Here is a 24,488-nt window from a genome sequence, read left to right on the forward strand (position 1 = left end):
GGCACCGCGCCTCCCGTCGTTCGTCGGTGCGCGTCGACCGCTCAGGCCGACTGGAAGTGGGCCCCGGCGACCAGCTTCTGCGCGATCGCGCGCAGCGCGGCGTCGGGCGTCGCCCGCTCGCGGTCGACGATCGTGCCCCACTGCACGCCCCGAGCCGCGAGGACGGCACCGCGGGCCGCCCGTTCGGCATCCACCGCGCCGTAGCCGTGTTCGGCGCACCAGGCGGCGATCGCGCTCACCTGCGCGCGGTGGAAGGTGCGCTCGCGATCACGGCCGTCGAGCGACTCGACCGATCCGAGCTCGAAGGTGAGCCGGGCGGCGAGGGAGCGCTCGGGGTCGTCGAGCCCGCCGAACACCGCGATGAGGTAGTCGGTCAGCCCGAGGTCGTCGGCGCCGGGGTCGAGCGTGACGTCGGAGACCGATTCCGCCAGGTGGTCCACCACGGCGTCGATCAGGGCTTCGCGCGTGCCGAAGTGGTACACGATCGGGTACGCGCTCGTCCCGAGCACCCGACCGAGGCTACGGACGGAGACGTCCTCGAGCTTGGTGTCCTGCAGGTGCTCGGCCACCTTCGCGATGATCGCCGGCTTGAGTGTCGGGTCGGGCTTGCGGGGCATGGCGTCTCCAACGAGCGTGATGGGCAGTACGCGACCGTTCACATACGATCACAGAGTATATTACTGACGATCGCCGGGAAACAGCCGGGAATCTATAACGGGTGCAAGGGATTTGTGGCGAGAAGCGGAGTTTTACTCGATTCCACGTAGGATGGGGCCGATGTCCATGCCTCCAGAGCGCCCTGTGGCCCCGTCGCGCCCCGAGGCACCCCGTGCCGGGCGGGCGGTCGCCGGACGCCGTCGCGGGGCGGGGAAGCGCTTCCTCGTCGTCGGCGACGTCCTGGACGGGGTGCTCGTGCACACCACGGCCGCGAGCATGGGTGCACACGACCCGGCCGCGGTCATCCGGCACCGACCGGTCGGCGCCGCGGGCAACACCGCGACCTGGCTCGGCTGGCTCGGCGCCGACGTGGACCTGGTGGGGCGGGTCGGCGTGGACGACGTCTACCGGCACGAGCGATCGCTCGCCGACGCCGGCGTCCGCGCGCACATCCGCTACGACGCCCGGACCGCGACCGGCGCCGTCGTGTCCGTGCGGAACGGGAACGGTCGGACCGCGATGTCCGATCCCGCAGCGAGCGGGGTGCTGTCGGCGGAGGACCTGCCGGTCGACCTCGTGGCGCGCGCGGACATCGTGCACCTGACCGGCTCGGCGATGCTCGGCGGAGGCGGTCCGGACCGCATCGCGGCACTCGTCGCCCAGGCCCGGTCCGGTTCCGCCCGGGTGTCCCTCGACCCCTCCTCCGCCGCGGTGGTGCGTGCGGTCGGTGCGTCGGAGTTCCTCGAGGCGCTCTCCGGCCTCGATGCCCTCTTCCCGAGCGAGGACGAGGCACTCGCGCTCACCGGAGCACCCACCGTCACGGAGGCGATCGAGTCGCTCGCCGACCGCGTGCCCCTGGTCGTGGTGACCATGGGGACCGAGGGCGTCCTGCTCGGGCGGCGTGGTCGGACGCCGCAGCGGGTGCCGATCACGCCGGCGACGGTGGTGGACACGCTCGGCGCCGGGGACGCGTTCGCCGCGGGGTTCCTCCGTGCGTGGGCGACCGATCCGGTGCGGGTCGCGGCGGCTGCGCGCGAGGGCACGCGGGTCGCGGCGCGGGCGCTCGGGTTCGTGGGCGGGCGTCCGCCGGTCTGACGCCCGCGCGTCAGCGCTCGCTGGGTTCGGCCGGTACCACCGGTCGCGGGGTCAGTGCTCGCTGGGTTCGGCCCGGACCACCAGGGTCTGCACGAGGCCGGCCGCGAGCGGCGCCAACCGGATCTCGACGCGCAGCCGACCGGCCGTCCCCGGCAGCCACCAGCGCAGGTGCGACGGGGCCTGGGACTCGTCGGCCACCGGTTCCGCCCCGAGGTCGGCACCGACGGCCGCCACCGCCTCCGCGATGGCCCGGCGGCGTCGTTCGTACGGCACGTCCATCGCCACGTTCGGCGTGCAGATCGCATCGGCGAGCTCGTCGTCCCAGTGGGCCAGGAGGCGCGTCACGGCAGCCTGCGCCGCCCGCGTCGCGTCCACGGTCGGTCCGGTGCCGGGTGCACGGTCCGCCAGTGCGCCGCCCGCGGATGCACGGTCGGCCGCGGCGGTCGCGCGGGCGCTCGCGCGGGCGGTCAGCACGAGGTCGAGCGCCCGGTCCGCCGCCGCCGAGACCTTCGCCTGCGTGGCGTTCTCGAAGGCGACGACGCCGAGGCCGTTCCGGACCGACCACCGCATGTGCGCCGAGAACCCCGGGTACCCGCCGGAGTGCGAGACGAGCTCGCCGAACGCCGGGTCCTGCTCGACGAAGAGCCCGAAGCCGTAGGCCGTCGCGCGGCTCGAGGTCGGCACCACCGCTGCGGGCACGACCCGCATCGCCTGCTGCATGAGTCGGCGGTCGGCCGGGGAGACCGGTCCGGGCTCGGGCGTCTCGGTGAACGCCGACGCGAGGTGCCGACCCCAGCGGGCGAGGTCCGTGACCGTCGAGAAGAGCCCGCCGATCGACGAGAACGCGCCGGGGCCCGACATCGCCAGCGGCTCCCACGTGCCGACGCCCGCCCCGTCAGTGGCGGGCCGCACGCCCGTGACCACGTGACCGCGGGCGTCGTCGGCGCGGAAGACGGTGTCGCGCAGGCCGAGGGGGCCGAGGAGGAGTTCGGTCGCGACCTCGGGGAAGGGACGGCCGGCCACGACGGCGATCGCCCGGCCGAGCAACGCGTACCCGGTGTTCGAGTAGGCGAACCGGGTCCCTGGGACCGAGTCGAACAGGAGCCCCGCGCGCAGAACGTCGTCGAGCTCGGCGTCCGAGATCGACTCCTGCCGGTCGGCCCACGGATCGTCGGTCGGGAAGCCGCCGGCCATGGTGAGGAGCATGCGGAGCGTCGGCACGGGGGAGTCGGCGGTGGGCAGCACGACGTCGGCGAAGGCCGGGACGAAGTCGGTGATCGGCGCGTCCAGCCGGACACGGTCGTCCGCCACGAGCGCGAGCAGGGTGGCCGCCGTCACGCTCTTCGTGCAGGAGGCGATCCGGTACACGGTGTCGGCGTCGGGAGCGATGCCGTCGCCGCGGTCGCCGTGCCCGCCCGAGGCGACGAGCCCGGTGCGGTCGAACACGCCCCAGACGCTGCTCGGTGCGACGCCGCGTTCGACTCGTTCGCGGAACAGCGCGTCGACGTCCGCGATCACCTGCGGATCGATACCGCTCACGACCGGCGCATCCGGTCGTACGCGTCGAGTGCCCGCTGCCGGGTCTCCTTGAGGTCGAGCATGGGCTCCGGACGGTCTTCGTCGGCGGGGACCCAGCGGTGCACGTACTCGCGGTGCGGGTCGAACCGCTCGAGCTGCCGGTCCGGGTTGAACACCCGGAAGTACGGCGCCGCGTCGAACCCGGACCCGGCGACCCACTGCCAGTTCGCCGCGTTGTTGGCGGAGTCGGCGTCGACGAGGGTGTCCCAGAACCACTGCTCGCCCACGCGCCAGTCGACGAGCATGTTCTTCACGAGGAAGCTGGCCGTCGCGAGCCGGACCCGGTTGTGCATCGCACCCGAGTGCCAGAGCTCCCGCATGCCCGCGTCGACGAGGTCGAACCCGGTCGTCCCGGTCCGCCAGCGGTCGACCTCGGCGTCGGGGACGTCCCGCCAGGGGAAGGCGTCGAACTCGCGCCGGACGTTCACCGTGGTGATGTCCTCGCAGTGGAAGTACTCGTTCCAGTTGAACTCGCGCCAGGCCAGCTGCCGGAGGAACGCCGAGGCGTTCTTGCGCTGCTCGGGCTCGAGCTGGCCGTGCAGGCGGTGCCAGACCTGGTACGGACTGACCTCGCCCCACCGCAGGTGCGGGGAGAGGTCGCTCGTGGCGGCCATCGCGGGTTCGTCGCGCTGGTCGTAGTCCTCGAGCGCGTGGTGCACGAAGTGTTCGAGCCGCCGGTGCGCGCCCTGCTCGCCGGGTTCCCAGGCGTCCCGGAGACCGCCGGCCCAGTCGGGGTGCGTCGGCAGCAGGTCCCAGTCGTCGAGGTCGTCGCTCGCGACCCGGGGCGCCGCGGGGAGGTCACGCGGCTTGGGCAGCGGGTGGCGGGGCTCGGGCATCGCCTGGGCGGCACGCCAGAACGGCGTGAACACCTTGTACGGCTCGCCCTGCCCGGTGAGGACGGTCCACGGTTCCCAGAGCAGGCTTGCGGCGAAGCTGTGCGCCTCGGTCCCGCCGTCGGTGAGCGTCGACTTGATGCCGGCGTCGAGGTCCCGCTCGGCTCGGCCGTACCGGCGGTTCCAGAACACCGCGTCGGCGCCGGTGTCGGACACGAGCGCGTCGACGGCCTCGGCAGCGGGCCCGCGGCGGAGGACCAGTCGGGACCCACGTTCGCGGAGCTCATCGTCGAGCGCGGCGAGCGAGTGGTGCAGCCACCACCGTGCCGCAGCCCCGATCGGGCGGATGCCGGGGGACTGCTCGTCGAGGACGTACGCGACCGTGACGTCGCCGCCGTGTTCGATCGCTGCTCGGAGTGCCGGGTTGTCCGCGAGACGGAGGTCGTCGCGGAGCCAGACCAGGGCGCCGGTCACACCGTTGCCGCGTCGACGTCGGACGCCGCCCGGGTCGCGCCACGTCGGGGTGAGGCCGCACCCGCCGCGGTCCGGAGCTTCGTGCAGAGTTCGGTGAGCGTGCGCAGCTCGGCGTCGTCGAGGCCGGCACCGACCTGGTCGGCGATGGTCTGCGCGTGCTGGACGGCGACGGCGCGGTACACGTCGAAGCCGTGCGCGGTGAGGGCCACGATGACGCCGCGGGCGTCGGCGGGGTCCGGCTGCTTCTCGACGATGCCGCGCGCGGTGAGCCGGTCGACCAGGCGGCTGACGCTCGGCTGCGTCAGGAGCAGGTGGCCGGTCAGTTCGCGCATCCGGCAGCGGCGGCCGGGCTGCGTGGAGAGGTTGAAGCAGACGTCGTACTCGTTGAACGAGATCTCGCCGCCCGGGAAGTCGGCGTTGAGCGCGCGCATCACCGTGACCTGGGCGCGGAAGAGCGCTTCCCAGGCAGCGACTGCGGTCGCCTTCTCGCTGCGGCGTGGCTCGTTCACGGTCGCGCTCCCTCTGGTCGTACGGTCATGCCACACTACCGACGGCCTCGGACACGCGATGCTGCTGACGCGCAGCCGTGTCCCCCGGGACGCAACGAGGGCCGGTCATCACGGGGATGACCGGCCCTCTCCCTTGCACCAAGAGTGTCCTGCAATCACATTCCACAGGCGGTGCCACAGCAAACACCGTCTGCACGCACGACTGTATAACGAACGGGTAACGGCGCGCTACCGGACGCGGCGGTCGTTCGCTGCGAGTTCACCAAGAACGACCGATCAGGATCAGAAGAGGTCCGGCGACGGCGTCGAGGCGTAGCGCACGGCGACGTCGGCGTGGCGGTCGAAGCGGTAGCCGACACCGCGCACGGTGCGGACGATCTCCTCGAAGGCGCCGAGCTTCGAGCGGAGGCGACGGACGTGGACGTCGATCGTGCGCTCGTTCGGGGTCTCGTCCTCGCCGTCCGACCACAGGCCGTCGATGATCGCCGAGCGGTCGACGGTCTGGCCCTCGCGGAGGACGAGGAACTGCAGGAGCTCGAACTCCTTGTACGTCAGGGGAGCGGCTTCGCCGTCGAGCGTGACGCGCTTCCGGGAGATGTCGATGACGACCCCGGTCTCCTCCGGCTCGGGCTTCTCGGCCTGCTTGCGGGCAGCCACGGCGGAGCGGTCCTGCAGGGCGAGCCGGACGACGTCGACGTCACGGCCGCCGGAGCCCTCGGCGGCGACGGCCACGGCGGCGTACGTCTCCGAGGTCGGGACGAGCTGCGCGGTCAGGGCCTTGAGCTGCTCGACGACCGCAGCGAGGGTCGTGCCCGCCGCCGCTGCCTTCGCCTCGTCGATGCCGACGTAGAGGGCGAAGCCGCGTGCCTCGGTGCCCTCGGGCAGGGCACGGTTGCGCTGCGGGGCGACGACCGGGCTGGTCGGCACGCCGGTGGCGACGGGCGGTGCGACGGGCTCGCGACGCGGACGGATCGGGGTCACGGTGCCGAGGTCGGTCGGCGCGGGTGCGGCGGTGCGGAGGGCGGTGCGGGGCTGAGCGATGGTGAGCGACATGGCGGTTCTCCGGGCGATGTGGCTGCGGTGTCGAGGTGTGCCGCGGCCGTGTCGAATGCGTCGGTCCGGGTACGGCGAGTGCCGTGGGCCCTGCGGTCCTGCTGCGGACCGGGGCCGACCCGGGGGTACGGGGGACAGACCTCGTGACGTGGTGCGCGTCGTCGACGTGGTCGTCACCCGGGGATCACGCTCGCGCGACGGGGGTGGTGTCGCGGGGGATCCGGCTGGAACGGGTGCCGATCAGGCACACATTCGACAACGCATGACGGCCGTGGCCGGCATCATCATGCCGGCGGTCCCCTGGGCCTCGGAGAGGACGCGGGTGGACACGGTTGCAGTCATGGGACGAGTATCGGTGGGATACCAACGTCGTGTCAACCGTCCGCACGGACGGTGCGTTCTGCGAACGCACCGGCACGACGGACAGGAGGCGCGGTGCCAGCTGGCACCGCGCCTCCTGTCGGAAGGTGGTCGCGTCTACTCGGCGAGACCGTAGAGACGGTCGCCCGCGTCGCCGAGGCCCGGAACGATGTAGCCGTTCTCGTCGAGCTTCTCGTCGAGCGCGCCGAGCACGATCGAGACGTTGCGGTCGCCCACGGCGGCCTCGACCGCGGCGAGCCCCTCGGGCGCGCCGAGGATGCAGACGCAGGTGACCTCTTCCGCACCGCGGTCGAACAGGAAGTCGATCGCGGCCGCGAGGGTGCCGCCCGTCGCGAGCATCGGGTCGAGGACGAAGCACTGCCGACCGGAGAGGTCGTCGGGCAGGCGCTCGGCGTAGGTCTGCGGCTCGAGGGTCTCCTCGTTGCGCGCCATGCCGAGGAAGCCGACCTCGGCCGTCGGGACGAGCTTGACCATGCCCTCGAGCATGCCGAGCCCGGCACGCAGGATCGGCACGACGAGCGGGCGCGGCTTCGCGATCGAGACGCCCATGGTGTGTGCGACCGGGGTGTCGATCGGCGTCGCGGTGACCCGGACGTTGCGCGTGGCCTCGTACGCGAGGAGCGTGACGAGCTCCTCGGTGAGGGCGCGGAACGTGGGGGACGGCGTCGTACGGTCGCGGAGCACCGAGAGCTTGTGGGTGATGAGCGGGTGGTCGGCGACGTGGACTCGCATAGGGTCGAGCCTACCGTGCTGCCGACCGCCAGGAGGTTCCGTGGAAGCACCCGCCGCCCGCCCGTTCGTCCCCGCGATGGAACGCGCGCTCGACGAGGCCCGCGCGTGCCTCGCGACCGGGGACGTCCCGGTGGGGGCGGTCGTCCTCGACCGGGACGGCGCGGTCATCGCCGTGGGACGGAACGAGCGCGAGGCGCGACAGGACCCCACGGCGCACGCCGAGGTCCTCGCGCTCCGGGCGGCCGCGGCGGCGATCGGCGACTGGCACCTCGAGGAGCACACCCTGGTGGTGACGCTCGAGCCGTGCCCGATGTGCGCCGGTGCGGTCATGGCGGCCCGAGTGCCGCGGATCGTGTTCGGCGCGTGGGACCCGAAGGCCGGCGCGAGCGGGAGCGTCTACGACGTCGCGCGGGACCGCCGGCTGCCGCACCGGTCCGAGGTGATCGGCGGGGTGCTCGAGGGGGAGTGCGCCGCGCTGCTCGACGCGTTCTTCGCCGAGCGTCGCTGACCTGTGGGCGTCACTTCCAGAGGACCGCGACGAACACGTTGACGATCGCGAGCGCCCCGGCCGAGTGGAAGAACGGCAGGGCGGCCTTCGCCGTCGCGGTGCCGGCGTCCGCTCGCTTCTGACGCGCCCGGGCGACGAGCGCCAGCACGAGTGCGACCGCCGCGATGACGAGCTTCACGCCGAGCTTGACGTGGTTCGCGCCGCCGTCCTGCGTCGCGTCGATGATCCCCATCATCCCGAGGCCCGTGACGAGCTGCACGACGAGGCCGGTGATCGGCCAGGAGGTCTGGAAGCCGCCCTTGCGGCGGACCTGCACCAGGAAGGCGCCGATGACGGCGGCGAGACCGAGGAAGTGGAGGACGAGCAGGATGCTGAAGAGCGCCGACATGTGACCATCGTGGATGACCGGCCACGGCGCTCGCCAGCAAGGTTCCCCTTAGTCTGCGGCTCAGTCTGCGGCGCGGATCACGATCGCCTCGGTCGGCGGGCGGGGGCCCGTCCGGAGCACGTCGGGTTCGACGTAGATCACGCGTGCGATCGGCACCGCCTGGCGCACCCGGTGCTCGACCGTGTCGATGCCCGCGGCGACGTCGCCGAGCCGTCGGTCGCCGTCCACCGCGACCTTCACGCCGACCATGAGCTCGTCGGGGCCGAGGTACAGGGTCTTGATGTGGATGATCGAGTCGACCTCGGGACCGTCGAGCACCGCCCGCTTGATGCGCTCGACGTCGGCCGCGGTGGCACCCTCGCCGACGAGGAGGCTCTTCGTCTCGATGCCGAGCACGACCGCCACGGCGATGAGCAGCGCGGCGATGAAGATCGTGCCGATCGCGTCGAACACGCCGTTGCCCGTGATCGCGGTGAGGCCGACGCCGAACAGGGCGAAGACGAGGCCGAGCAGCGCCGCGGTGTCCTCGAGCATCACGACGGGGAGCTCCGGGGCCTTGGCGCGGCGGACGAACTGCACCCAGCTCTGCCGGCCCTTCTGCGGACGTGCTTCCTTCAGTGCGGTGCGGAGGGAGAAGCCCTCGAGCCCGATCGCGATGACGAGCACCACGAGCGGCAGCCACCAGTTCTCGAGCGGGTGCGGGTGGGTGAGCTTCTCGATGCCCTCGTAGAGGGAGAACACCCCGCCGACCGAGAACAGGATGATCGACACGACGAACGCGTACACGTAGCGCTCACGCCCGTAGCCGAACGGGTGCTCCTCGTCGGCGGCACGCCGGGCACGACGGCCGCCGAGGAGCAGGAGGAGCTGGTTGGCGGAGTCGGCGAGGGAGTGGACGCCCTCGGCCAGCATCGACGCGGAACCGCTGATCGCCGCGGCGATGAACTTCACGATCGCGATCCCGACGTTCGCACCGAGTGCGGCGAGGATCGCCCTCGTGCCTCCAGAAGCGCTCACAGCTGTCCCCTTCTCCCGATCTGTTGGACGATCCTAGGCGAGGGCGCTCGGTAGGGTCTGGGGCATGACGATCGAACTGCCCCGCACCGCCCTGCTCGGCGTCGGCTCCATGTCCGGCGCGGTCCTCGACGGCCTGCTCGCCGCCGGTCTCGACCGGGCCACCGTGACCCTGACGACGAAGTCGGAGCAGTCCGCCGCGGCACACCGGGAGCGTGGCCTGGACGCCACCGCCACCGACACCGACCCCGACGCGAACCGGGCAGCGGTGCGCGGCGCGTCGCTCGTCGTGCTCGGGGTGAAGCCCTACGCGATCGGTGACCTGCTCGACGAGGTCTCGGCGGACCTCGAGCCGGGGACCGTCGTCGTGAGCGTTGCCGTGGGGACGACGACCGCGAGCATGGAGGCGAAGGTGCCGACCGGTGTCCGGGTCGTCCGAGCGCTCCCGAACACGCCGATCGGCGTCGGGCACGGGGTGACCGGGATCAGCGCCGGTGCCTCCGCGGACGCCGACGCCGTCGCGCTCGCGTCGTCGGTGTTCGACGCGTCCGGTGTCGTGATCGAGGTGCCGGAGTCCCAGCTCGACGCGCTCTCCGCCGTCTCGGGCTCCGGGCCTGCCTACGTCTTCCTCCTCGTGGAGCAGTGGCAGCAGGCCGCCGAGTCGCTCGGGTTCTCCCACGACCAGGCCGAGGCGATGGTGCAGGGCACGCTCCGCGGTGCCGTCGAACTGCTCGCCGCCTCCGGCGAGGAGCCCGCCGACCTGCGGAGGGCCGTCACGAGCCCGAAGGGGACCACCGAGCGTGCCGTCGCGGTGCTGCAGGACGCCGACCTCGCGGGGACGTTCGAGCGGGCGTCCCGCGCGGCGATCGCCCGCGCCGAGGAGCTGGCGAAGGGCTAGGGGTCGTCCCGGCACGTCCGGCCCGGACCATCGCCCAGACGACGAGCACCCCGGCGAGCACGGTGAGCACCGACCCGCCGATCGTCACCGCGTGGTCGAACGCCACACCCTGGGCGTGGGTCCACGGTGTCGCGGTGAGCGACCCGGTGAACACGGCACCGAGCACCGTGCCGGCGATCGCCACCCCGACGGCCGAGGCCACCTCGGAGGAGGTGTCCACGAGCGCGGCGCCGATCGTCGTGCGGTCCTCCGGCAGCCCGCGCAGGACGTTCGTGCCGGCGACCACCCCCACGACCCGCATGCCGGCGGCGACGAGCACGAGCGCCAGGGCGATCCACCCGTAGCCGAGCGGCCCGAGCACCGTGTACACCGCGAGCCCGACGACCACGGCGGCCGCGCTCGACCAGGCGGCGTGCCCGAGTCCGACGCGCCGGACGAAGGGTCCGACGAACGCGCTCCCGGCCACGAGCACGGCGACCTGCGGGAGCATGCCGATCGCGGCGAGGGCCGGCGGCCACCCCCAGGCGAGCTGCAGGTGCAGCGTCACCAGGTAGCCGAGGCCCGCGACCGCGAGGCCCGTGGCCGCCTTGTACGCGAGGCCGCTCGAGACCAGCGGCCGGGCGACGAGCGCGAGGTCGAGCAGCGGGTGCTCGACGCGGCGCTGTCGCGCGGCGAACCAGACGCCGCCGCCGATCGCGCCGGCCGTGGCCGCCCAGGCCGTCCAGTCGTCGAGCCCACCGTCGGCGAACCGCGTCGGCGCGACGAGGGCGAGGACGATCGTCACGGTCCCCAGTGCCGCTCCGGTCCAGTCCACGGGAGCCCGGTGCAGCCCCGCTGGGTCGTCCGCGGTGACGCCGACGCGGATCCCCACGAACGCGAGTGCGGCGATCGGGACGTTGACGAGCAGGAGCACCTGCCAGGGCGCGACGGCGAGGACGAGTCCGCCCACCGTCGGTCCCACCGCGAGCCCGACGAGCCCGACGGTGGAGATCACCGTGATCGCCCGGACCCGCCGCTCGTCGTCGTCGAAGAGCCGGAACGCGAGGGCCATCGACCCGGGGGTGGTCATCGCCGCCGCGATCCCGGTGGCGACCCGGACGGCGATCAGCTGGTCGGCGGTGGTGACGAACGCGGTCGCGAGGCTCGCCAGCCCGAGGAGCACGAGCCCCACGAGCATCACCCGGCGTCGGCCGTACCGGTCCGCGACGGCACCCGCAGCGAGCATGAGCCCGCCGAACACCACCGAGTACGCCGTCGTCACCCACTGCAGCCCGGTCGCGCCGACCTGCAGCTCACGACCGATCGTGGGGAGCGCGACGTTCAGGACGGAGTTGTCGAGCATCTCGAACAGGAAGACCGCGGCGAGCCCGGCGAGGGCGACACGCGATCCGCGCAGGGATCGGGGAGAGTGGGGGGACCGGTCGGCGTTCATGCGTCTAGGTTAAGTCAGTAAACTGAGTGAGTCAATCAACGAGGAGTCCGCATGCCCAGGAGCGCACCCCGCGGTGGGCCGGAGACCCGTGCGCGGATCGCCGAGACCGCGTCCGGGATGTTCGCCGAGCACGGCTTCGACGGCGTCACCGTCGCGCAGGTCGCGAAGGCCGCCGGGGTCTCGAGCGTCACGGTCTTCAAGCACTTCCCGCGCAAGGAGGACCTGTTCCTCGACCGCTCCGCCGAGACGGTCGCGTTGTTCGTCGCAGCCGTCGAGGACGTTCCGCGTGACGAGGCGCTCGACGCGCTCGAGGCGCTCGCACTGCGCCTGGTCGACGAGCGCGCGCCGGTCTCCGGGCTGGCGCCCGGCGCGCACGCGTTCTTCCGGACGATCGCCGACTCGTCCGCCCTGCAGTCGCGCGCGATCGAGCTCGTGGCGGGGGCGCAGCGCGCGCTCGGGGACGCCGTCGGCGACCGACTCCTCGCAGCGCTCTTCGTCGCCGGCTACGCCACGGTCTTCGTCGGGACGGCACGTGCCGTCCTCGCGGGGGAGGACGACGACACCGTCGTCACGGCGCACCGCGCCGGGCTGGAACGGCTCTTCCGCGCACTCCGGGACGGCGTCGCGTCCGCGACGTGACCGGCTGACGGACTGGAGGGACGGTTCGGGCCCGCCCCGCGCCTCCTGTCCGTCCCGTCCTCACTCCAGGGCGGCGAACCGTTCCAGCGCGCTCTCGGTCCCCGAGACGATGATGACGTCGTTCTGGCCGATCACGCTCTCCGGCGTCGCCGGGACGAAGGCCTCGCCGGGGGTCTTGATGCCGAGCACGGTCAGGCCGAAGCGGGTGCGGATCACCGTGGTCGCCAGGTCCTTGCCGCGGACCGACGCCGGCGGGAACATCTTGACCACGGCGAAGTCGTCGTCGAACTCGATGAAGTCGAGCATCCGGCCGGACACCAGGTGCGCGGTGCGCTCGCCGGCCTCGCGCTCGGGGTAGACGACGTGGTTCGCGCCGATGCGGGACAGGATCGTGCCGTGCGACCGGCTGATCGCCTTCGCCCAGATCTGCGGGATGCCGAGGTCGACGAGGTTCGCGGTGATGAGCACGCTCGACTCGAGGTCGCTGCCGGTCCCGACGACGGCGATCGGGAAGTCCTGCGCACCGATCTGCCGCAGGGCGTCGATGTCGGTCGCGTCCGCCTGCACCGCGTGCGTGACGCGGTCCGACCACTTCTGCACGAGGCCGGCGTCGGTGTCGACGACGAGGACCTCGCGGTCCTGCCGCTCGAGCTGCCCGGCGGTGGCGGCGCCGAACCGTCCGAGGCCGATGACGAGCACCGGAGCGTCGTGGCTGACGGCACCGAGCGGGTGCGGACGGTTGCGGTCAGCCAACGATCGGCCTCTCCTCGGGACGGCGGAACAGTTGCCGGCTCTGGCTGGCGGCCAGTGCAGCGGCGATGGTCACTGTACCGACACGGCCCAGGAACATCGTCGCCGCGAGCACGTACTTGCCGGACTCGGGCAGGTTCGCGGACACTCCGGAGGACAGCCCGCACGTCGCGAACGCCGAGATGACCTCGAACAGCACGCGGTCGAGGGACTCGTGGGTGATCTGCAGGAGCACGACGGTCGCGACGGCCACGATGGTGGCGCCCCAGAGCACGACCGCCACGGCCACGCGCAGGACGTCGCTCGGGATGCGCCGGCCGAACGCCTCCATGCTCTGGCGCCCGCGGGCCTCGGCGACGGCGGCGAGGAACAGGACCGCGAGCGTCGTGACCTTGATGCCGCCGGCGGTCGAGGCCGAGCCGCCGCCGATGAACATGAGCATGTCCGTGACGAGCAGGCTCGACCCGTTCAGCTGGTCGAAGTCGACGAGGGAGAACCCGCCGGACCGGGTCATCGTGGAGAGGAAGAGGGCCTGGAACGCCGTGCGGCCAGCGCCCTCCTCGCCGAAGGTGGTCGGGTTCGATGCCTCGAGCGCGATGTACACGGCCGCGCCGCCGACGAGCAGGACCGCGCTCGTCGCGAGCGTGAGCTTCACGTGGATCGGCCAGCGGCGCGGCGTGCGGAGCTGCTTCGTCACGGCGCGGATCACCGGGAAGCCGATCGAGCCCGCGACCACGCCGACCATGAGGAGCGAGAGGAACCAGTAGTCGTGCGCGAACGGGGTGAGTCCGCTGGCGTTCGGCGCGAAGCCGGTGTTCGTGAACGCCATCGCCGCGTAGTAGAAGGAGTCCCCGACCGCCGTCCAGAAGGGCATCCCGGCGATGAGCACGGACGGCAGCAGGAGGAGCCCGAGGACGATCTCGATCGACAGGGTGCTCACCGCGACCGTCGCGAGCAGGGTGCCGACCTCACCGAGACGGACGGCCTGACCCTCGGGCACGGCACCGTGGTGTGTCCGCAGGGGGTTCGAGTCGCCGGCCGCCATGAGCTTCGCGCGGAGTCCGAGCTTCCGGGTGACGAAGAGGCCGAGGATCGAGGCGAACGTCAGGACGCCCACGGCCCCGATCTGCGTGCCGATCACCACGAGGGTCTTGCCGAACACCGACCAGTGCGTCGCCATGTCCACGGTGGCGAGCCCGGTGACGCAGACCACCGACGCCGCGGTGAAGAGGGCGTCCGCGAAGTGCGTCGAGCGTCCGTCCGCCGCGGCCCACGGCGTCATGAACAGGCTCGTGAAGACGAAGATCAGCGCCACGAAGACGACGATCGCCAAGCGGGACGGCGACGAGCGGAGGGCGGTGCCGAGACGGGACGGCCGTCGACGGGTCGCTCCCGCCGAGCGGGACGGCGGCTCGTGTCGGTCGAGCATCGTATGCCTCCGTGGACATGGGCGGGACGGTTCGTCATGGTACATCCGTGACGCCCCGGCTAGCCTTGCCCCATGGCCGACATCTTCAGCGTCGTGGCGGACCCCACCAGGCGTGAGCTGCTCGGGACGCTCCTGTCCGCGTACGGCTCGGACGTCACCGGCGGTGAGCTCAGCGTCGGCCAGCTCGTGGAACGCCTCGGCGTCAGCCAGCCGACCGTGTCGAAGCACCTGCGCGTGCTCCGCGACATCGGCCTCGTGACGAGCCGCGAAGAGGGGCAGCACCGCTACTACCGCCTCGACCCGGAGCCACTCGTCGGCATCGAGGAGTGGGTCCTCCCGTTCACCGGCGCGGTGGACGCCGACGGCACCCCGGCCACGACGGCCTGGACGCTCGACGGGCAACCGGTCTCGGTCCGACGCTCCGGCACGGCGGGCAAGGCCACGGTCGAGGTCGGCACCGAGCTCGGCCGCGTGATGGCCGAGGCGTCCTACCGCGCGACCGCGGCGCTGTCCGGCGCGCAGCAGGGCTGGGAACGGGTCGTCGACCGCAGCCGGAAGCGCTTCACGCGTCGCGGCGACGAGGACTGAACGGGACCTGGACACCGGGTCGCACCGGCCCCTACAGTTGCCAGTGACCACACAGGTCACACCGATTTCCCGAAGGCGGACCATGACCGGCAGTTTCGACGACGTGCGCTTCCTCACCGTCGCTGAGGTCGCCGAGATGATGCGCGTCTCCAAGATGACCGTCTACCGCATGGTCCACGCGGGGGAACTCCCCGCCATCCGCTTCGGCCGGTCCTTCCGCGTCCCGGAGTCCGCCGTCGCGGACGTCCTGCGCGGTGGCATCGCCGACGTCGGCTAGGCGGTCCGAACCGGCCCGTTCGACATCGCGTCGGCCCTCCGCTAGACTCGGCGGGGTTGTTTTTCCGCGGTCTCGTTGGCCCGGTGTCCACACAACATCAGTCCGAGTGAGGTCCGTATGGGTTCTGTCATCAAGAAGCGTCGCAAGCGCATGGCGAAGAAGAAGCACCGCAAGCTGCTTCGCAAGACGCGCCACCAGCGTCGCAACAAGAAGTAGGCCCCGAGCCTGCAGCGTCACGCCCCGGTTCGCCGGGGCTTTCGCGTTTCCGGGGGCGGATATGGTGGTCCCATGCCCGCCGTGACCCTGCTGACCAAGCCCGGCTGCCACCTCTGCGACGACGCCCGTCCGGTCGTCGAACGTGTGGTGGCCGAACACCCGGGGACGACCCTGCAGGAGCTGTCCATCCTCGACGACGACGCCCTCCGCCTGGAGTACGCGGAGGACATCCCGGTCGTCCTGGTCGACGGGCGCGTCCACAGCAACTGGCACGTCGACGCCGATCGGCTCCACCGTGCCCTCGAGAAGGCCGAGGCCCGCGCATGATCCACCACGTCGTCTCCTGGACCCTGCGCGAGGACCTCGACCGCGCACAGTCCGTCGAGCGGATCCGCGAGCTCCTCGTCGGGCTGATCGGCACCGTCGACTCGATCCGTTCCCTGCAGGTCGTCGAGAACGTCGCCTACCCGGGGAAGAACCAGGACGTCGCCGTCGTGGCGACCTTCGACGACCTCGCCGGCCTCGACGAGTACCAGGTGCACCCGCAGCACCAGGCCGCGGCAGCGGAGATCCGTGGCCTGGTCACGGGGCGGGCGGCCATCGACTGGGAGAGCTGAGCCGCGCCTCCTGGCCCGCGCCGCGCCGCGCCGCGCGCCTCGCTCGCTTCGTGAGCAGAAATGGTCGCCTCCCGACTCGGGAAGCGACCATTTCTGCACACGAAGGCCGGCGGCCGTGCCGCGGACTACGGGGTGAGGCGCGTCGGGCCGCGGAACAGGTACGTGACCTCGCGGATGGACGGCTCGTGCAGCGCGAGCATGAGCACGCGCGCCAGGCCCATGCCGAACCCACCGTGCGGCGGCACGCCGTAGCGGAAGAAGTCGAGGTACCAGCCGAGCTCCTCGGGGTCGAGGCCCTTCTCGACGGCCTGTGCCGTCAGGGTGTCGACACGGTGCTCACGCTGTGCACCCGTGGAGATCTCGGCACCGTTGAACAGCAGGTCGTAGCTGTTCGTGAGCGTCGGGTCGTCGGCGTGACGCATGTGGTAGTACGGGCGGATCGACGCGTCGTAGTCGGTGACGAAGACGAACTCCGAACCGTGCGTCTCCTTCGCCCAGGCGCTCACGCGGCGCTCGCCCTCGGGGTCGAGGTCACCGTCGGCGCGGACGACCTCGTAGCCGCTGTCGGCGACGATCTTCCGGGCCTCGGCCAGGGTCACGCGCGGGAAGGGTGCGGTCGGGACGACGAACTCGAAGCCGAAGACCGCTTCGATCTCGGTGCCGTACTTCTCCTTGACGGCGGTGAAGCCGGCGACGAGGAGCTCCTCGTGCATGGCCATGACGTCCTCGTGCGACTCGACCCACGAGATCTCGGCGTCGACGCTCGTGAACTCGGTCGCGTGGCGGCTCGTGAACGACGGGTCCGCACGGAAGGCGTCGGCGATCTCGAAGACCGCGCCGAAGCCGGCCGGCTGCGCCATCTGCTTGAAGTTCTGCGGCGACTGCGCGAGGTACGCCGTCGTCTCGAAGTACTCGAGCTGGAAGAGCTCGGCACGCGACTCGGACGCCGAGGCCATCAGCTTCGGGGTGTGGATCTCGATGTAGTCACGCTCGACCCAGTACGTGCGGAACGCGTGCTCCATCGTCGTCTGGATGCGGAAGATGAGGTTCTGCTTGCGGTTGCGCAGGTCGAGGAAGCGCCAGTCGAGGCGCTTGTCGAGCGAGGAGTCGTCCGCGATCGGGGTCTCCGGAACGGCGGCGCTGATGACGGTCAGGTCGCCGACCTTGACCTCGAGCCCGCCGAGCTTGACGCGCTCGTCGTGCTTCAGGGTGCCCTGCACGTGCACGAAGGTGCCGTGCGCGAGGCCGGAGATCGCCTCGGTCGTCGCGAGTGCGGCAGCGGAGGCGTCGTCGCCCTCGACCGCTTCGCGCGTGGCGGGGTTGACGAGCTGTGCGGCGCCGGACTCGTCACGGAGGACGACGAACTGCACCTTCTTCTGGTCTCGGACGGTCTCCACCCATCCGGCGACGGAGACGGGGCCGTCGGGGCGTGCGGCGAGGTCGGCGATGCGGGTGCGTTCGATCACGGTGGTCGAGTCTACCGGTTGCGCCTCCGGCGCCGTCGTCGGGTGCGTTCGTCCCTCCACAGGTCGGCTCGCGTCCGGTGTCGTCCACAGGGTGGGCCCGGAGGCGCGGGACGGGTCCGATGTCTCCGTAGCGTTCCTGACGTGGCCGGGTCGCGAGTTGGAGGGAGGCCCCGCACGACGGCAGGGGTCGAGGGGCTCGTGGCCCGGCCGCCTGCGGCGGGGGAGCCCTCACGGGAGTGACCCGCGCAGGCTGCCGAGCGTCCCGATGAACTCCTCGGCCATGCCCGCTCGCTCGACGAGCCTCGCGTGCCGCGCCCGCGCGTCCACGAGGAACTCGTCGAGCCGTGCGGCCAGCGCGGGCGCGTCCCCGGGGTCCTTCGCGGCCAGACCGTCGACGACCCGGAGCAGCTCGGCCATCTCGTCCAGCGTGAACCCGAGCGGCTTCATCCGCCGGATCACGAGCAGCCGTTCGAGGTCCTGTTCCGTGTAGACCCGGAACCCGCCGGTCGTCCGTCCGCTCGGCACGAGCAGCCCGACCTCGTCGTAGTGCCGGATCGTGCGGAGGGACATCCCGGCGCGGTCGGCCAGTTCGCCGATGTGCATCGTGGTGCTCACGGGGACGACTCTACCCTCACGTGAGGGTAGAGTTCAGGGCGATGTCCGTGACCACCCACGCTCCCACCGCTCCGAGCGTCCTCAGCGCCCTGCGTTCGCCCCGCCTCCTCACGCGCGAGGTCCTCGCCGGGATCGTCACCGCGCTCGCCCTCATCCCCGAGGCGATCTCCTTCTCGGTCGTCGCCGGCGTGGACCCGGCTGTGGGGCTCTTCTCGAGCGTCGTCATCGCCGTCGTGATCTCGATCGTGGGCGGCCGTCCGGCCATGATCTCCGCCGCCGCCGGGTCCGTGGCGCTCGTGATCGCCCCGCTCGTGCGCGACCACGGGATCGCGTACCTCGTCCCGACGATCGTCCTCGGCGGCCTCATCCAGATCGTGCTCGGCTTCCTGGGGGTCGCCCGGCTGATGCGGTTCATCCCGCGCAGCGTGAACGTCGCGTTCGTGAACGCCCTCGCCATCCTGATCTTCACCGCGCAGCTGCCGAACCTGTTCGGTCCGGACGTGCCGGCGGTGGTCTGGGCGCTGACGGCACTCGGCGTCGCCGTCATCATCGGGTTCCCGTTCGTCACGAAGGCGGTCCCGGCACCGCTCGTCGCCGTCGTCGTGATCACCGCGATCACGATCCTGTTCGGCGTCGCCGTGCCCACGGTCGGCGACGAGGGTGCGCTGCCGAGCGCGCTGCCCGGGTTCAGCGGCATCACCACGCCGTTCTCGCTGGACACGCTGCAGACCATCGCGCCGTACGCGTTCGGGGTCGCGATCGTCGGGCTCATCGAGACGCTCCTCACCGCGCAGCTCGTCGACTCGATCACCGAGACCGGTTCGAGCAAGTGGCGTGAGTCGTGGGGCCAGGGCATCGCGAACGTCGCGTCGGCCTTCTTCGGCGGTACCGGCGGCTGCGCGATGATCGGCCAGACCGTCATCAACGTGAAGACGGCCGGGGCCCGGACGCGCATCTCCACGTTCGCCGCCGGAGCGTCGGTGCTCGTGCTGACGATCGTCCTGCACGACCTCGTGGCCGAGATCCCGATGGCCGCGCTCACCGCCGTGATGATCATGGTCTGCGTCGCCACCTTCGACTGGCACAGCATCCGACCCCGCACGCTCCGGCGGATGCCCCTCGGCGAGACCGCGGTGATGGTGATCACGGTCGTGGTCGTCGTCGCCACGGACAACCTCGCGACCGGCGTGCTCGTCGGGGTGGTCGTCGCCGCGCTCGTCTTCGCCCGCCGAGCCGCCCACGTGGTGACCGTCGCGCGTGAGGTCGTCGACGAGCACACGGTCCGCTACCGGGTCCGCGGGGCGCTGTTCTTCGCCTCGTCGAACGACCTCGTCACCCGCTTCTCCTACGCCGAGGACCCCGAGCACGTCGTCATCGACATGTCCGACGCGCACGTGTTCGACGCCAGCACGGTCGCGGCCCTCGACGGGGTCGAGCAGCGCTTCGCCAAGCACGGGTCGACGGTCGAGGTGGTGCACCTCAACACCGGGTCCACGGCGCTCCACGGGCGGCTCTCCGGCGAACTGGGCTGAGTGGTTCCGCATCCGGTGAATCCCCTGTGCGGGCGGTGGGAACCCCTGAGCGACCTACACTGGAACCCATGCCCGCGTCCCGAATCCACCTCGTCCGTCACGGCGAGGTGCACAACCCGGACCGTGTCCTCTACGGGCGGCTCCCCGGCTTCGGGTTGAGCGACCTCGGCAAGCAGATGGCCCTCGCCTCCGCGACCGCGTGGAAGGACGCCGGCGTCGACGTCCGGCGGATCGTGGCCTCGCCGTTGCAGCGCACGCAGGAGTCCGCGGCGCCCTGGTCCGAGGCCTTCGGGCTCGACGTCGCCCTCGACGAGCGGCTCATCGAGCCGACTAACCGGTACGAGGGACAGCCCCCGGGCTTCACCAAGCGTTCGCTCGGACGCCCGGCCGAGTGGCCCTGGATCGCGAACCCGTTCCGGCCGAGCTGGGGCGAGGCGTACGAGTCCATCGCGAACCGGATGCTCGCGGCGATCGCCACCGCGTGGGAGAGCGTCGACGACGGTGACGTCGTCCTCGTCAGCCACCAGCTGCCGATCTGGATGGTGCACCGCCGTCTCGCCGGCGAGCAGCTCTGGCACGACCCGCGCAAGCGACGCTGCGACCTCTCCAGCATCACCACCGTCGAGCGTGTACCCGCCACCTCGTCCGGTCGGTTCACCGAAGTCGGGTACGCGGACCCGGCGCAGGCCCTGCGCGCGACCGCCATCGACGAAGGAGCAGTGTGATCACCAGCAGGAGCAAGCGGTTCGCGGTGCTCGCGGCGACGGCGGTGACCGCCGCCCTCGTCCTGACGGGGTGCTCGTCCGACAACGACTCGCTGTCGAAGCAGTACGGCAGCGGCACGACCCAGAACTACATCTCCGGTGACGGCGCCGTGACCGAGGTCGCCGCCGACAAGCGCACCGACGCGGTCGACTTCGAGGCGAAGGACATCGACGGCGAGACCCTGTCGTCGAAGGAGCTCAAGGGCAAGGTCGTCGTCCTCAACTTCTGGTACGCCGGCTGCCCGCCGTGCCGCGCCGAGGCGAAGTACCTCAACACGGTCCACGACCAGTTCGCCGACGACGACGTCCAGTTCATCGGCGTCAACGTCCGTGACGAGCAGGCCACCGCCGAGGCGTTCGAGCGCACCTTCAAGGTCGACTACCCGACGGTGCTCGACCAGAAGACCGGCGCGATGCAGCTCGCGCTCTCCGGACAGATCGCCCCGAACGCCGTGCCCGCCACGATCGTGCTCGACAAGCAGGGCCGCGTCGCCGCCCGCGTCCTCGGTGCGGTCGACGGCCCGGGCATCCTGAACACGCTCGTCTCCGACGAGTTGTCGGGCAAGGCTTCCTGACCCGTGTCCAGCAACCCCTTCGCCGACGCGATCCTCAGCGGGCAGATGGCCGTGGCGCTCCCCGTCGCGGCACTCGCCGGGCTCGTGTCGTTCCTGTCCCCGTGCGTGCTGCCCCTCGTGCCGGGCTACCTCGGCTACGTCGGCGGCGTCGCCGAGGGCGGACAGCGCCGCGGTCGCGTGGTGCTCGGGGTGCTGCTGTTCATCCTCGGCTTCACCGCGGTGTTCGTGGCGTACACGACGGTCTTCGGCGCGCTCGGGTTCTGGCTCGTCCGGTGGCGCGACCTCATCACGCAGATCCTCGGCGTCGTCGTCATCGCGATGGGTCTCGTCTTCGTCGGCCGCTTCACCTTCCTGCAGCGCACGATCAAGCCCGGGTGGACGCCCGCGACCGGCCTGGTCGGTGCGCCCCTGCTGGGCATCGTGTTCGGGCTCGGCTGGACGCCCTGCCTCGGCCCGACCCTCGCGGCGATCAACCTGCTCAGCGTCCAGTCCGGCAGCGCCTGGCAGGGCATGTGGCTCGGTGTCGCGTACTGCCTCGGCCTCGGCGTCCCGTTCGTCCTCGTCGCGCTCGGCGCCGGCTGGGCCACGGGTGCGATCCGCGCCGTGAAGCGCCACATGCGCATCGTCAACATCATCGGAGGAGCGATCCTGATCGTCATCGGTCTGCTCATGGTCACCGGCATCTGGTCGGCCGTCATGTCGAGCGTCGGGGCGGTGATCCAGACCTTTGTCCCCGCAGTCTGACCCCGACATCGACTCCACCGACACCTCGGCGGACCCGCAGCGACCGTCGGACCACGTCGACGGATCCGGCCCGGAGACGGCTGCAGGCGGGTCGGGCGACTCCGGCGTCAACCAGCCGAAGCTCGGGGCCGTCGGGTACCTCCGCTTCTTCTGGCGGCAGCTCACGAGCATGCGCACGGCGTTGTTCCTCCTCATGCTGCTGGCACTCGCGGCGATCCCGGGGTCCCTGGTCCCGCAGCGCACGGCCGACCCGAACGGCGTCGTCCAGTACAAGGCGGACCACCCGCAGCTCTTCCCGGTCCTCGACAAGCTGCAGGTCTTCGACACCTACACCTCGGTGTGGTTCTCGGCGATCTACCTGCTGCTCTTCGTCTCCCTGATCGGCTGCATCGTCCCGCGCACGAAGCACCACTGGCAGGCGCTGCGCACCCGACCCCCGAAGACCCCGGTCCGCCTGAGCCGTCTGGCCGGCTACCGCTCGGTCGCCGTCGATGGCGAGGGCGTCACGCCGGAGCACGCCGTCACCCGCGCGATGGCGATCCTCAAGCGCTCCGGCTACCGCGTCGAACGCTTCGGCGACTCGGTGAGTGCCGAGCGCGGCTACCTGCGCGAGACCGGCAACCTGGTGTTCCACGCGGCGCTCGTGGGTGTGCTGCTCGCGGTCGGTGTCGGCGGCGGGTTCGGGTACACCGGTCAGCGGCTCCTCGTCGAGGGTCAGACGTTCTCGAACGTGCTCGGCTCGTACGACTCGTTCAACCCCGGCCGCTGGTTCCAGCAGTCAGACCTCAAGGGCTACAACTTCACGCTCGACAAGTTCGTCACCAAGTACGAGGAGCGGAACCTCGACGCCCTCGGCCAGGCGCTCGACTACTCGGCGACGGTCACGACGCAGGAGAAGGGCGGCTCCGAGCAGACGAGCCGACTCGGCGTCAACGACCCGGTGAGCGTCGGCGGCACCAACGTCTACCTCCTCGGCAACGGCTACGCGATGGACGTCACCGTGCGCGACGGCGACGGCAACGTGGCGTTCAAGGACACCGTGCCGTTCCTCCCCGAGGACGCGAACTACACGTCGACCGGCGTCATCAAGGTGCCGGACGCGCTACCGGACCAGCTCGGCATGGTCGGGTTCTTCTACCCGACGGCGTCGAAGCTCTCGACCGGCGCGTACGCCAGCGCCTACCCGGACGACCAGAACCCGCTGCTGACCCTGCAGGTCTACACGGGTGACCTCGGGCTCGACGACGGCGTCCCGCAGAGCGTCTACACGCTCGACACGAGCGGGCTGCAGCAGATCGCGGGCCGCCAGTCCAAGACCGCCAGTGTCGAGCTGAAGCCCGGGCAGACCAAGACGCTGCCGGACGGCGCGGGGTCGATCACGTTCGACGGAGTGAAGCGCTACGTCTCGCTCGACGTCCACCACGACCCGTCGCAGCTGTGGGTCGGCGGCTTCGCCGTGCTGTCCGTCCTCGGGCTCCTCACGTCGCTCTTCGTCCCGCGCCGTCGCGTGTGGGTGAAGGTCGTGCCGCGTCGCGACGGCAGCCCCGACGCCGAGCCTGGCTACGACCTCGAGTACGCGGGTCTCGCACGCGGCGAGGACCCGAACCTCGAACGGGCCGTGGCGGACATCGCCAAGCGCCACACGTCGGACCTCGGAGTTAGGATGCCCCAGTGAACGACATGACCACGAACCTCGCGACCTACTCGGTCGTGCTGACGTACTCCGCCATGGCGGTCTACGTCATCGCGTTCATCGCGTTCGCCCTCGACATGGCGAAGCGGGCCGGCAACGTGACGGCTGCGTCCGACGCCGCTGCGGCACCCGCCGCCGGCGCGGAGCGGACCGTCGCGACCGTCCAGGGCGGCACCGTCGTCCTCGAGCAGGTCGCCGTCACCGACGAACGAGCCGGGCGCCGCGGGACGAAGTTCGAGCGGGTCGGCATGGCGATGACGATCCTCGCGCTCGTGCTGCACGTCGCGTCCGTCGTCCTGCGCGGGATCGCGGCCGACCGCGTGCCGTGGGGCAACATGTTCGAGTTCTCGCTGACCGGCACTGCGCTGATCACCCTGATCTTCCTGCTCGTGCAGTTCTGGCAGAACCTGAAGTTCCTCGGCGTCTTCATCACCGGCCTCACGATCATCCTGCTCGGCATCGCGACCGTGAACTACTGGGTGCCCGTCGTGCCGCTGCAGCCCGCGCTGCAGTCGTACTGGCTCGTCATCCACGTCTTCGTCGCCATCGCCGGCACGGGCTTCTTCGCCCTGGGTGCCGGACTCGCCGTGGCGCAGCTCGTGCAGACCTACCGCCAGGGTCGGACCGCCTCGGGCAAGCTCCGCTTCATGGAGACGCTGCCGGACGCCGACCGGCTCGAGGTCCTCACCTACCGCGTCCTGCTCGTCGGGTTCGTCCTCTGGACCTTCACGCTCATCGCCGGTGCGATCTGGGCCGAGCGCGCCTGGGGTCGCTACTGGGGGTGGGACACGAAGGAGGTCTGGACCTTCATCATCTGGGTGGTCTACGCCGGGTACATCCACGCGCGTGCGACCCGCGGGTGGCGTGGCGCGCGGTCGTCCTGGCTGGCCCTCATCGGCTTCGCCGCGGTGATGTTCAACTTCTCGGTCGTGAACGTGTTCTTCAAGGGCCTGCACAGCTACTCCGGGCTCTGATCCGGACGGGTCGCTGATGCGGCCCTGGTCGCGACCACCACCGGACGGGAGGCGCGG

The 24,488-nt window shown here is 71.4% G+C and carries 27 protein-coding genes and 1 pseudogene; 15 read left to right on the forward strand and 13 right to left on the reverse strand.

The window, feature by feature from the left end; translation table 11 throughout:
• Positions 1–41: 41 nt before the first annotated feature.
• Positions 42–617, reverse strand: coding sequence for a TetR/AcrR family transcriptional regulator (locus BIV03_RS18140; protein WP_071296689.1), 576 nt, complete (start codon positions 615–617; stop codon positions 42–44).
• Between the two features lie 160 nt (positions 618–777).
• On the opposite strand from BIV03_RS18140, the gene BIV03_RS18145 reads away from it, so the two are divergent.
• Complete coding sequence (locus BIV03_RS18145) at positions 778–1,752, forward strand: carbohydrate kinase family protein (protein ID WP_139202090.1); 975 nt, start codon at positions 778–780, stop codon at positions 1,750–1,752.
• A gap of 51 nt (positions 1,753–1,803) precedes the next feature.
• On the opposite strand, the gene BIV03_RS18150 is transcribed toward BIV03_RS18145, so the two are convergent.
• The 5 genes from BIV03_RS18150 to upp form a co-directional block, all read right to left on the reverse strand.
• A complete protein-coding gene (locus BIV03_RS18150; protein ID WP_071296690.1) occupies positions 1,804–3,291 on the reverse strand; it encodes a serine hydrolase in 1,488 nt (495 codons plus the stop codon).
• Complete coding sequence (locus BIV03_RS18155) at positions 3,288–4,637, reverse strand: deoxyribodipyrimidine photo-lyase (protein WP_071296691.1); 1,350 nt, start codon at positions 4,635–4,637, stop codon at positions 3,288–3,290. Before BIV03_RS18155 ends, BIV03_RS18150 begins: the two co-directional genes overlap by 4 nt.
• On the reverse strand, positions 4,634–5,146 hold the full coding sequence (locus tag BIV03_RS18160; protein WP_254790971.1) for a MarR family winged helix-turn-helix transcriptional regulator: 513 nt from the start codon (positions 5,144–5,146) through the stop codon (positions 4,634–4,636). Before BIV03_RS18160 ends, BIV03_RS18155 begins: the two co-directional genes overlap by 4 nt.
• Positions 5,147–5,428: 282 nt before the next feature.
• Entirely contained in the window at positions 5,429–6,199 is a 771-nt protein-coding gene (locus tag BIV03_RS18165) for a winged helix-turn-helix domain-containing protein (RefSeq protein WP_070418345.1), read from the reverse strand.
• Between the two features lie 477 nt (positions 6,200–6,676).
• Positions 6,677–7,312, reverse strand: a complete 636-nt coding sequence (gene upp / locus BIV03_RS18170; protein ID WP_070418346.1) for a uracil phosphoribosyltransferase — start codon at positions 7,310–7,312, stop codon at positions 6,677–6,679.
• A gap of 76 nt (positions 7,313–7,388) precedes the next feature.
• Between upp and BIV03_RS18175 the strand changes: the two genes are divergently transcribed.
• Positions 7,389–7,820 carry a nucleoside deaminase gene (locus BIV03_RS18175; RefSeq protein ID WP_070419477.1) on the forward strand — a complete coding sequence of 144 codons (432 nt, stop codon included), beginning with the start codon at positions 7,389–7,391 and terminating at the stop codon, positions 7,818–7,820.
• A gap of 10 nt (positions 7,821–7,830) precedes the next feature.
• Here BIV03_RS18175 and BIV03_RS18180 read toward each other — a convergent pair whose 3' ends face one another.
• Positions 7,831–8,208 (reverse strand): hypothetical protein, encoded by a 378-nt coding sequence (locus tag BIV03_RS18180; RefSeq protein ID WP_071296693.1) that lies wholly within the window; start codon positions 8,206–8,208, stop codon positions 7,831–7,833.
• Positions 8,209–8,268: 60 nt separating this feature from the next.
• Positions 8,269–9,225, reverse strand: a complete 957-nt coding sequence (locus BIV03_RS18185) for a cation diffusion facilitator family transporter (protein ID WP_071296694.1) — start codon at positions 9,223–9,225, stop codon at positions 8,269–8,271.
• Positions 9,226–9,289: 64 nt separating this feature from the next.
• Here BIV03_RS18185 and proC point away from each other — a divergent pair, with 64 nt between their 5' ends.
• Complete coding sequence (proC, locus tag BIV03_RS18190; protein WP_071296695.1) at positions 9,290–10,120, forward strand: pyrroline-5-carboxylate reductase; 831 nt, start codon at positions 9,290–9,292, stop codon at positions 10,118–10,120.
• 196 nt (positions 10,121–10,316) lie between these two features.
• On the opposite strand, the pseudogene BIV03_RS18195 reads toward proC, so the two are convergent.
• Positions 10,317–11,552: pseudogene (locus tag BIV03_RS18195) on the reverse strand (MFS transporter); the annotation flags it as partial.
• Positions 11,553–11,603: 51 nt separating this feature from the next.
• On the opposite strand from BIV03_RS18195, the gene BIV03_RS18200 reads away from it, so the two are divergent.
• Positions 11,604–12,191 (forward strand): TetR/AcrR family transcriptional regulator, encoded by a 588-nt coding sequence (locus BIV03_RS18200; protein ID WP_071296696.1) that lies wholly within the window; start codon positions 11,604–11,606, stop codon positions 12,189–12,191.
• A gap of 60 nt (positions 12,192–12,251) precedes the next feature.
• Here BIV03_RS18200 and BIV03_RS18205 read toward each other — a convergent pair whose 3' ends face one another.
• Both BIV03_RS18205 and BIV03_RS18210 read right to left on the reverse strand, forming a co-directional pair.
• On the reverse strand, positions 12,252–12,944 hold the full coding sequence (locus BIV03_RS18205) for a TrkA family potassium uptake protein (RefSeq protein ID WP_175473676.1): 693 nt from the start codon (positions 12,942–12,944) through the stop codon (positions 12,252–12,254).
• Positions 12,937–14,370, reverse strand: a complete 1,434-nt coding sequence (locus BIV03_RS18210) for a TrkH family potassium uptake protein (RefSeq protein ID WP_071296697.1) — start codon at positions 14,368–14,370, stop codon at positions 12,937–12,939. The genes BIV03_RS18205 and BIV03_RS18210 overlap by 8 nt, the downstream gene beginning before the upstream one ends.
• A 72-nt stretch (positions 14,371–14,442) precedes the next feature.
• On the opposite strand from BIV03_RS18210, the gene BIV03_RS20015 reads away from it, so the two are divergent.
• The 5 genes from BIV03_RS20015 (at position 14,443) to BIV03_RS18230 (ending at position 16,068) form a co-directional block, all read left to right on the forward strand.
• The gene (locus BIV03_RS20015; RefSeq protein WP_070418353.1) at positions 14,443–14,958 is read left to right on the forward strand and encodes a helix-turn-helix transcriptional regulator; all 516 of its coding nucleotides are present in this window, start codon (positions 14,443–14,445) and stop codon (positions 14,956–14,958) included.
• Between the two features lie 82 nt (positions 14,959–15,040).
• On the forward strand, positions 15,041–15,235 hold the full coding sequence (locus BIV03_RS18220) for a helix-turn-helix domain-containing protein (protein WP_022902482.1): 195 nt from the start codon (positions 15,041–15,043) through the stop codon (positions 15,233–15,235).
• A 117-nt stretch (positions 15,236–15,352) separates the two neighbouring features.
• Positions 15,353–15,451: an AURKAIP1/COX24 domain-containing protein gene (locus BIV03_RS18950; protein WP_003792170.1), complete on the forward strand. Its 99-nt coding sequence runs from the start codon at positions 15,353–15,355 to the stop codon at positions 15,449–15,451.
• Positions 15,452–15,523: 72 nt separating this feature from the next.
• A complete protein-coding gene (locus BIV03_RS18225) occupies positions 15,524–15,778 on the forward strand; it encodes a glutaredoxin family protein (protein WP_071296698.1) in 255 nt (84 codons plus the stop codon).
• Positions 15,775–16,068, forward strand: a complete 294-nt coding sequence (locus BIV03_RS18230; RefSeq protein ID WP_071296699.1) for a Dabb family protein — start codon at positions 15,775–15,777, stop codon at positions 16,066–16,068. The genes BIV03_RS18225 and BIV03_RS18230 overlap by 4 nt, the downstream gene beginning before the upstream one ends.
• A 125-nt stretch (positions 16,069–16,193) precedes the next feature.
• On the opposite strand, the gene aspS is transcribed toward BIV03_RS18230, so the two are convergent.
• Positions 16,194–17,534, reverse strand: coding sequence for an aspartate--tRNA(Asn) ligase (aspS, locus tag BIV03_RS18235; protein WP_071296700.1), 1,341 nt, complete (start codon positions 17,532–17,534; stop codon positions 16,194–16,196).
• Positions 17,535–17,762: 228 nt separating this feature from the next.
• Positions 17,763–18,137 (reverse strand): MerR family transcriptional regulator, encoded by a 375-nt coding sequence (locus BIV03_RS18240; RefSeq protein ID WP_071296726.1) that lies wholly within the window; start codon positions 18,135–18,137, stop codon positions 17,763–17,765.
• 53 nt (positions 18,138–18,190) lie between these two features.
• Between BIV03_RS18240 and BIV03_RS18245 the strand changes: the two genes are divergently transcribed.
• The 6 genes from BIV03_RS18245 (at position 18,191) to ccsB (ending at position 24,431) form a co-directional block, all read left to right on the forward strand.
• The gene (locus tag BIV03_RS18245) at positions 18,191–19,681 is read left to right on the forward strand and encodes a SulP family inorganic anion transporter (protein ID WP_071296701.1); all 1,491 of its coding nucleotides are present in this window, start codon (positions 18,191–18,193) and stop codon (positions 19,679–19,681) included.
• Positions 19,682–19,749: 68 nt separating this feature from the next.
• Positions 19,750–20,406: a histidine phosphatase family protein gene (locus BIV03_RS18250; RefSeq protein WP_071296702.1), complete on the forward strand. Its 657-nt coding sequence runs from the start codon at positions 19,750–19,752 to the stop codon at positions 20,404–20,406.
• Positions 20,403–21,020, forward strand: a complete 618-nt coding sequence (locus BIV03_RS18255) for a TlpA disulfide reductase family protein (RefSeq protein ID WP_083403531.1) — start codon at positions 20,403–20,405, stop codon at positions 21,018–21,020. Before BIV03_RS18250 ends, BIV03_RS18255 begins: the two co-directional genes overlap by 4 nt.
• Positions 21,021–21,065: 45 nt before the next feature.
• The gene (locus BIV03_RS18260) at positions 21,066–21,764 is read left to right on the forward strand and encodes a cytochrome c biogenesis CcdA family protein (protein WP_071296728.1); all 699 of its coding nucleotides are present in this window, start codon (positions 21,066–21,068) and stop codon (positions 21,762–21,764) included.
• Positions 21,748–23,439: a cytochrome c biogenesis protein ResB gene (locus tag BIV03_RS18265; RefSeq protein ID WP_083403532.1), complete on the forward strand. Its 1,692-nt coding sequence runs from the start codon at positions 21,748–21,750 to the stop codon at positions 23,437–23,439. The genes BIV03_RS18260 and BIV03_RS18265 overlap by 17 nt, the downstream gene beginning before the upstream one ends.
• A gap of 5 nt (positions 23,440–23,444) precedes the next feature.
• Positions 23,445–24,431 (forward strand): c-type cytochrome biogenesis protein CcsB, encoded by a 987-nt coding sequence (ccsB, locus tag BIV03_RS18270; RefSeq protein WP_071296730.1) that lies wholly within the window; start codon positions 23,445–23,447, stop codon positions 24,429–24,431.
• Positions 24,432–24,488: the final 57 nt, after the last annotated feature.

Source organism: Curtobacterium sp. MCBA15_016, assembly GCF_001865105.1.
Classification (GTDB): Bacteria; Actinomycetota; Actinomycetes; order Actinomycetales; family Microbacteriaceae; genus Curtobacterium.

Coding starts and splice junctions, on each gene's coding strand:
- upp (WP_070418346.1), bottom strand. CDS start 7,312: ATGCGAGTCCACGTCGCCGACCACCCGCTCATCACCCACAAGCTCTCG.
- BIV03_RS18145 (WP_139202090.1), top strand. CDS start 778: ATGTCCATGCCTCCAGAGCGCCCTGTGGCCCCGTCGCGCCCCGAGGCA.
- BIV03_RS20015 (WP_070418353.1), top strand. CDS start 14,443: ATGGCCGACATCTTCAGCGTCGTGGCGGACCCCACCAGGCGTGAGCTG.
- BIV03_RS18165 (WP_070418345.1), bottom strand. CDS start 6,199: ATGTCGCTCACCATCGCTCAGCCCCGCACCGCCCTCCGCACCGCCGCA.
- proC (WP_071296695.1), top strand. CDS start 9,290: ATGACGATCGAACTGCCCCGCACCGCCCTGCTCGGCGTCGGCTCCATG.
- BIV03_RS18180 (WP_071296693.1), bottom strand. CDS start 8,208: ATGTCGGCGCTCTTCAGCATCCTGCTCGTCCTCCACTTCCTCGGTCTC.
- BIV03_RS18220 (WP_022902482.1), top strand. CDS start 15,041: ATGACCGGCAGTTTCGACGACGTGCGCTTCCTCACCGTCGCTGAGGTC.
- ccsB (WP_071296730.1), top strand. CDS start 23,445: ATGACCACGAACCTCGCGACCTACTCGGTCGTGCTGACGTACTCCGCC.
- BIV03_RS18175 (WP_070419477.1), top strand. CDS start 7,389: ATGGAACGCGCGCTCGACGAGGCCCGCGCGTGCCTCGCGACCGGGGAC.
- BIV03_RS18260 (WP_071296728.1), top strand. CDS start 21,066: ATGGCCGTGGCGCTCCCCGTCGCGGCACTCGCCGGGCTCGTGTCGTTC.
- BIV03_RS18950 (WP_003792170.1), top strand. CDS start 15,353: ATGGGTTCTGTCATCAAGAAGCGTCGCAAGCGCATGGCGAAGAAGAAG.
- BIV03_RS18140 (WP_071296689.1), bottom strand. CDS start 617: ATGCCCCGCAAGCCCGACCCGACACTCAAGCCGGCGATCATCGCGAAG.
- BIV03_RS18230 (WP_071296699.1), top strand. CDS start 15,775: ATGATCCACCACGTCGTCTCCTGGACCCTGCGCGAGGACCTCGACCGC.
- BIV03_RS18200 (WP_071296696.1), top strand. CDS start 11,604: ATGCCCAGGAGCGCACCCCGCGGTGGGCCGGAGACCCGTGCGCGGATC.
- BIV03_RS18250 (WP_071296702.1), top strand. CDS start 19,750: ATGCCCGCGTCCCGAATCCACCTCGTCCGTCACGGCGAGGTGCACAAC.
- BIV03_RS18210 (WP_071296697.1), bottom strand. CDS start 14,370: ATGCTCGACCGACACGAGCCGCCGTCCCGCTCGGCGGGAGCGACCCGT.
- BIV03_RS18225 (WP_071296698.1), top strand. CDS start 15,524: ATGCCCGCCGTGACCCTGCTGACCAAGCCCGGCTGCCACCTCTGCGAC.
- BIV03_RS18245 (WP_071296701.1), top strand. CDS start 18,191: ATGTCCGTGACCACCCACGCTCCCACCGCTCCGAGCGTCCTCAGCGCC.
- BIV03_RS18240 (WP_071296726.1), bottom strand. CDS start 18,137: ATGCACATCGGCGAACTGGCCGACCGCGCCGGGATGTCCCTCCGCACG.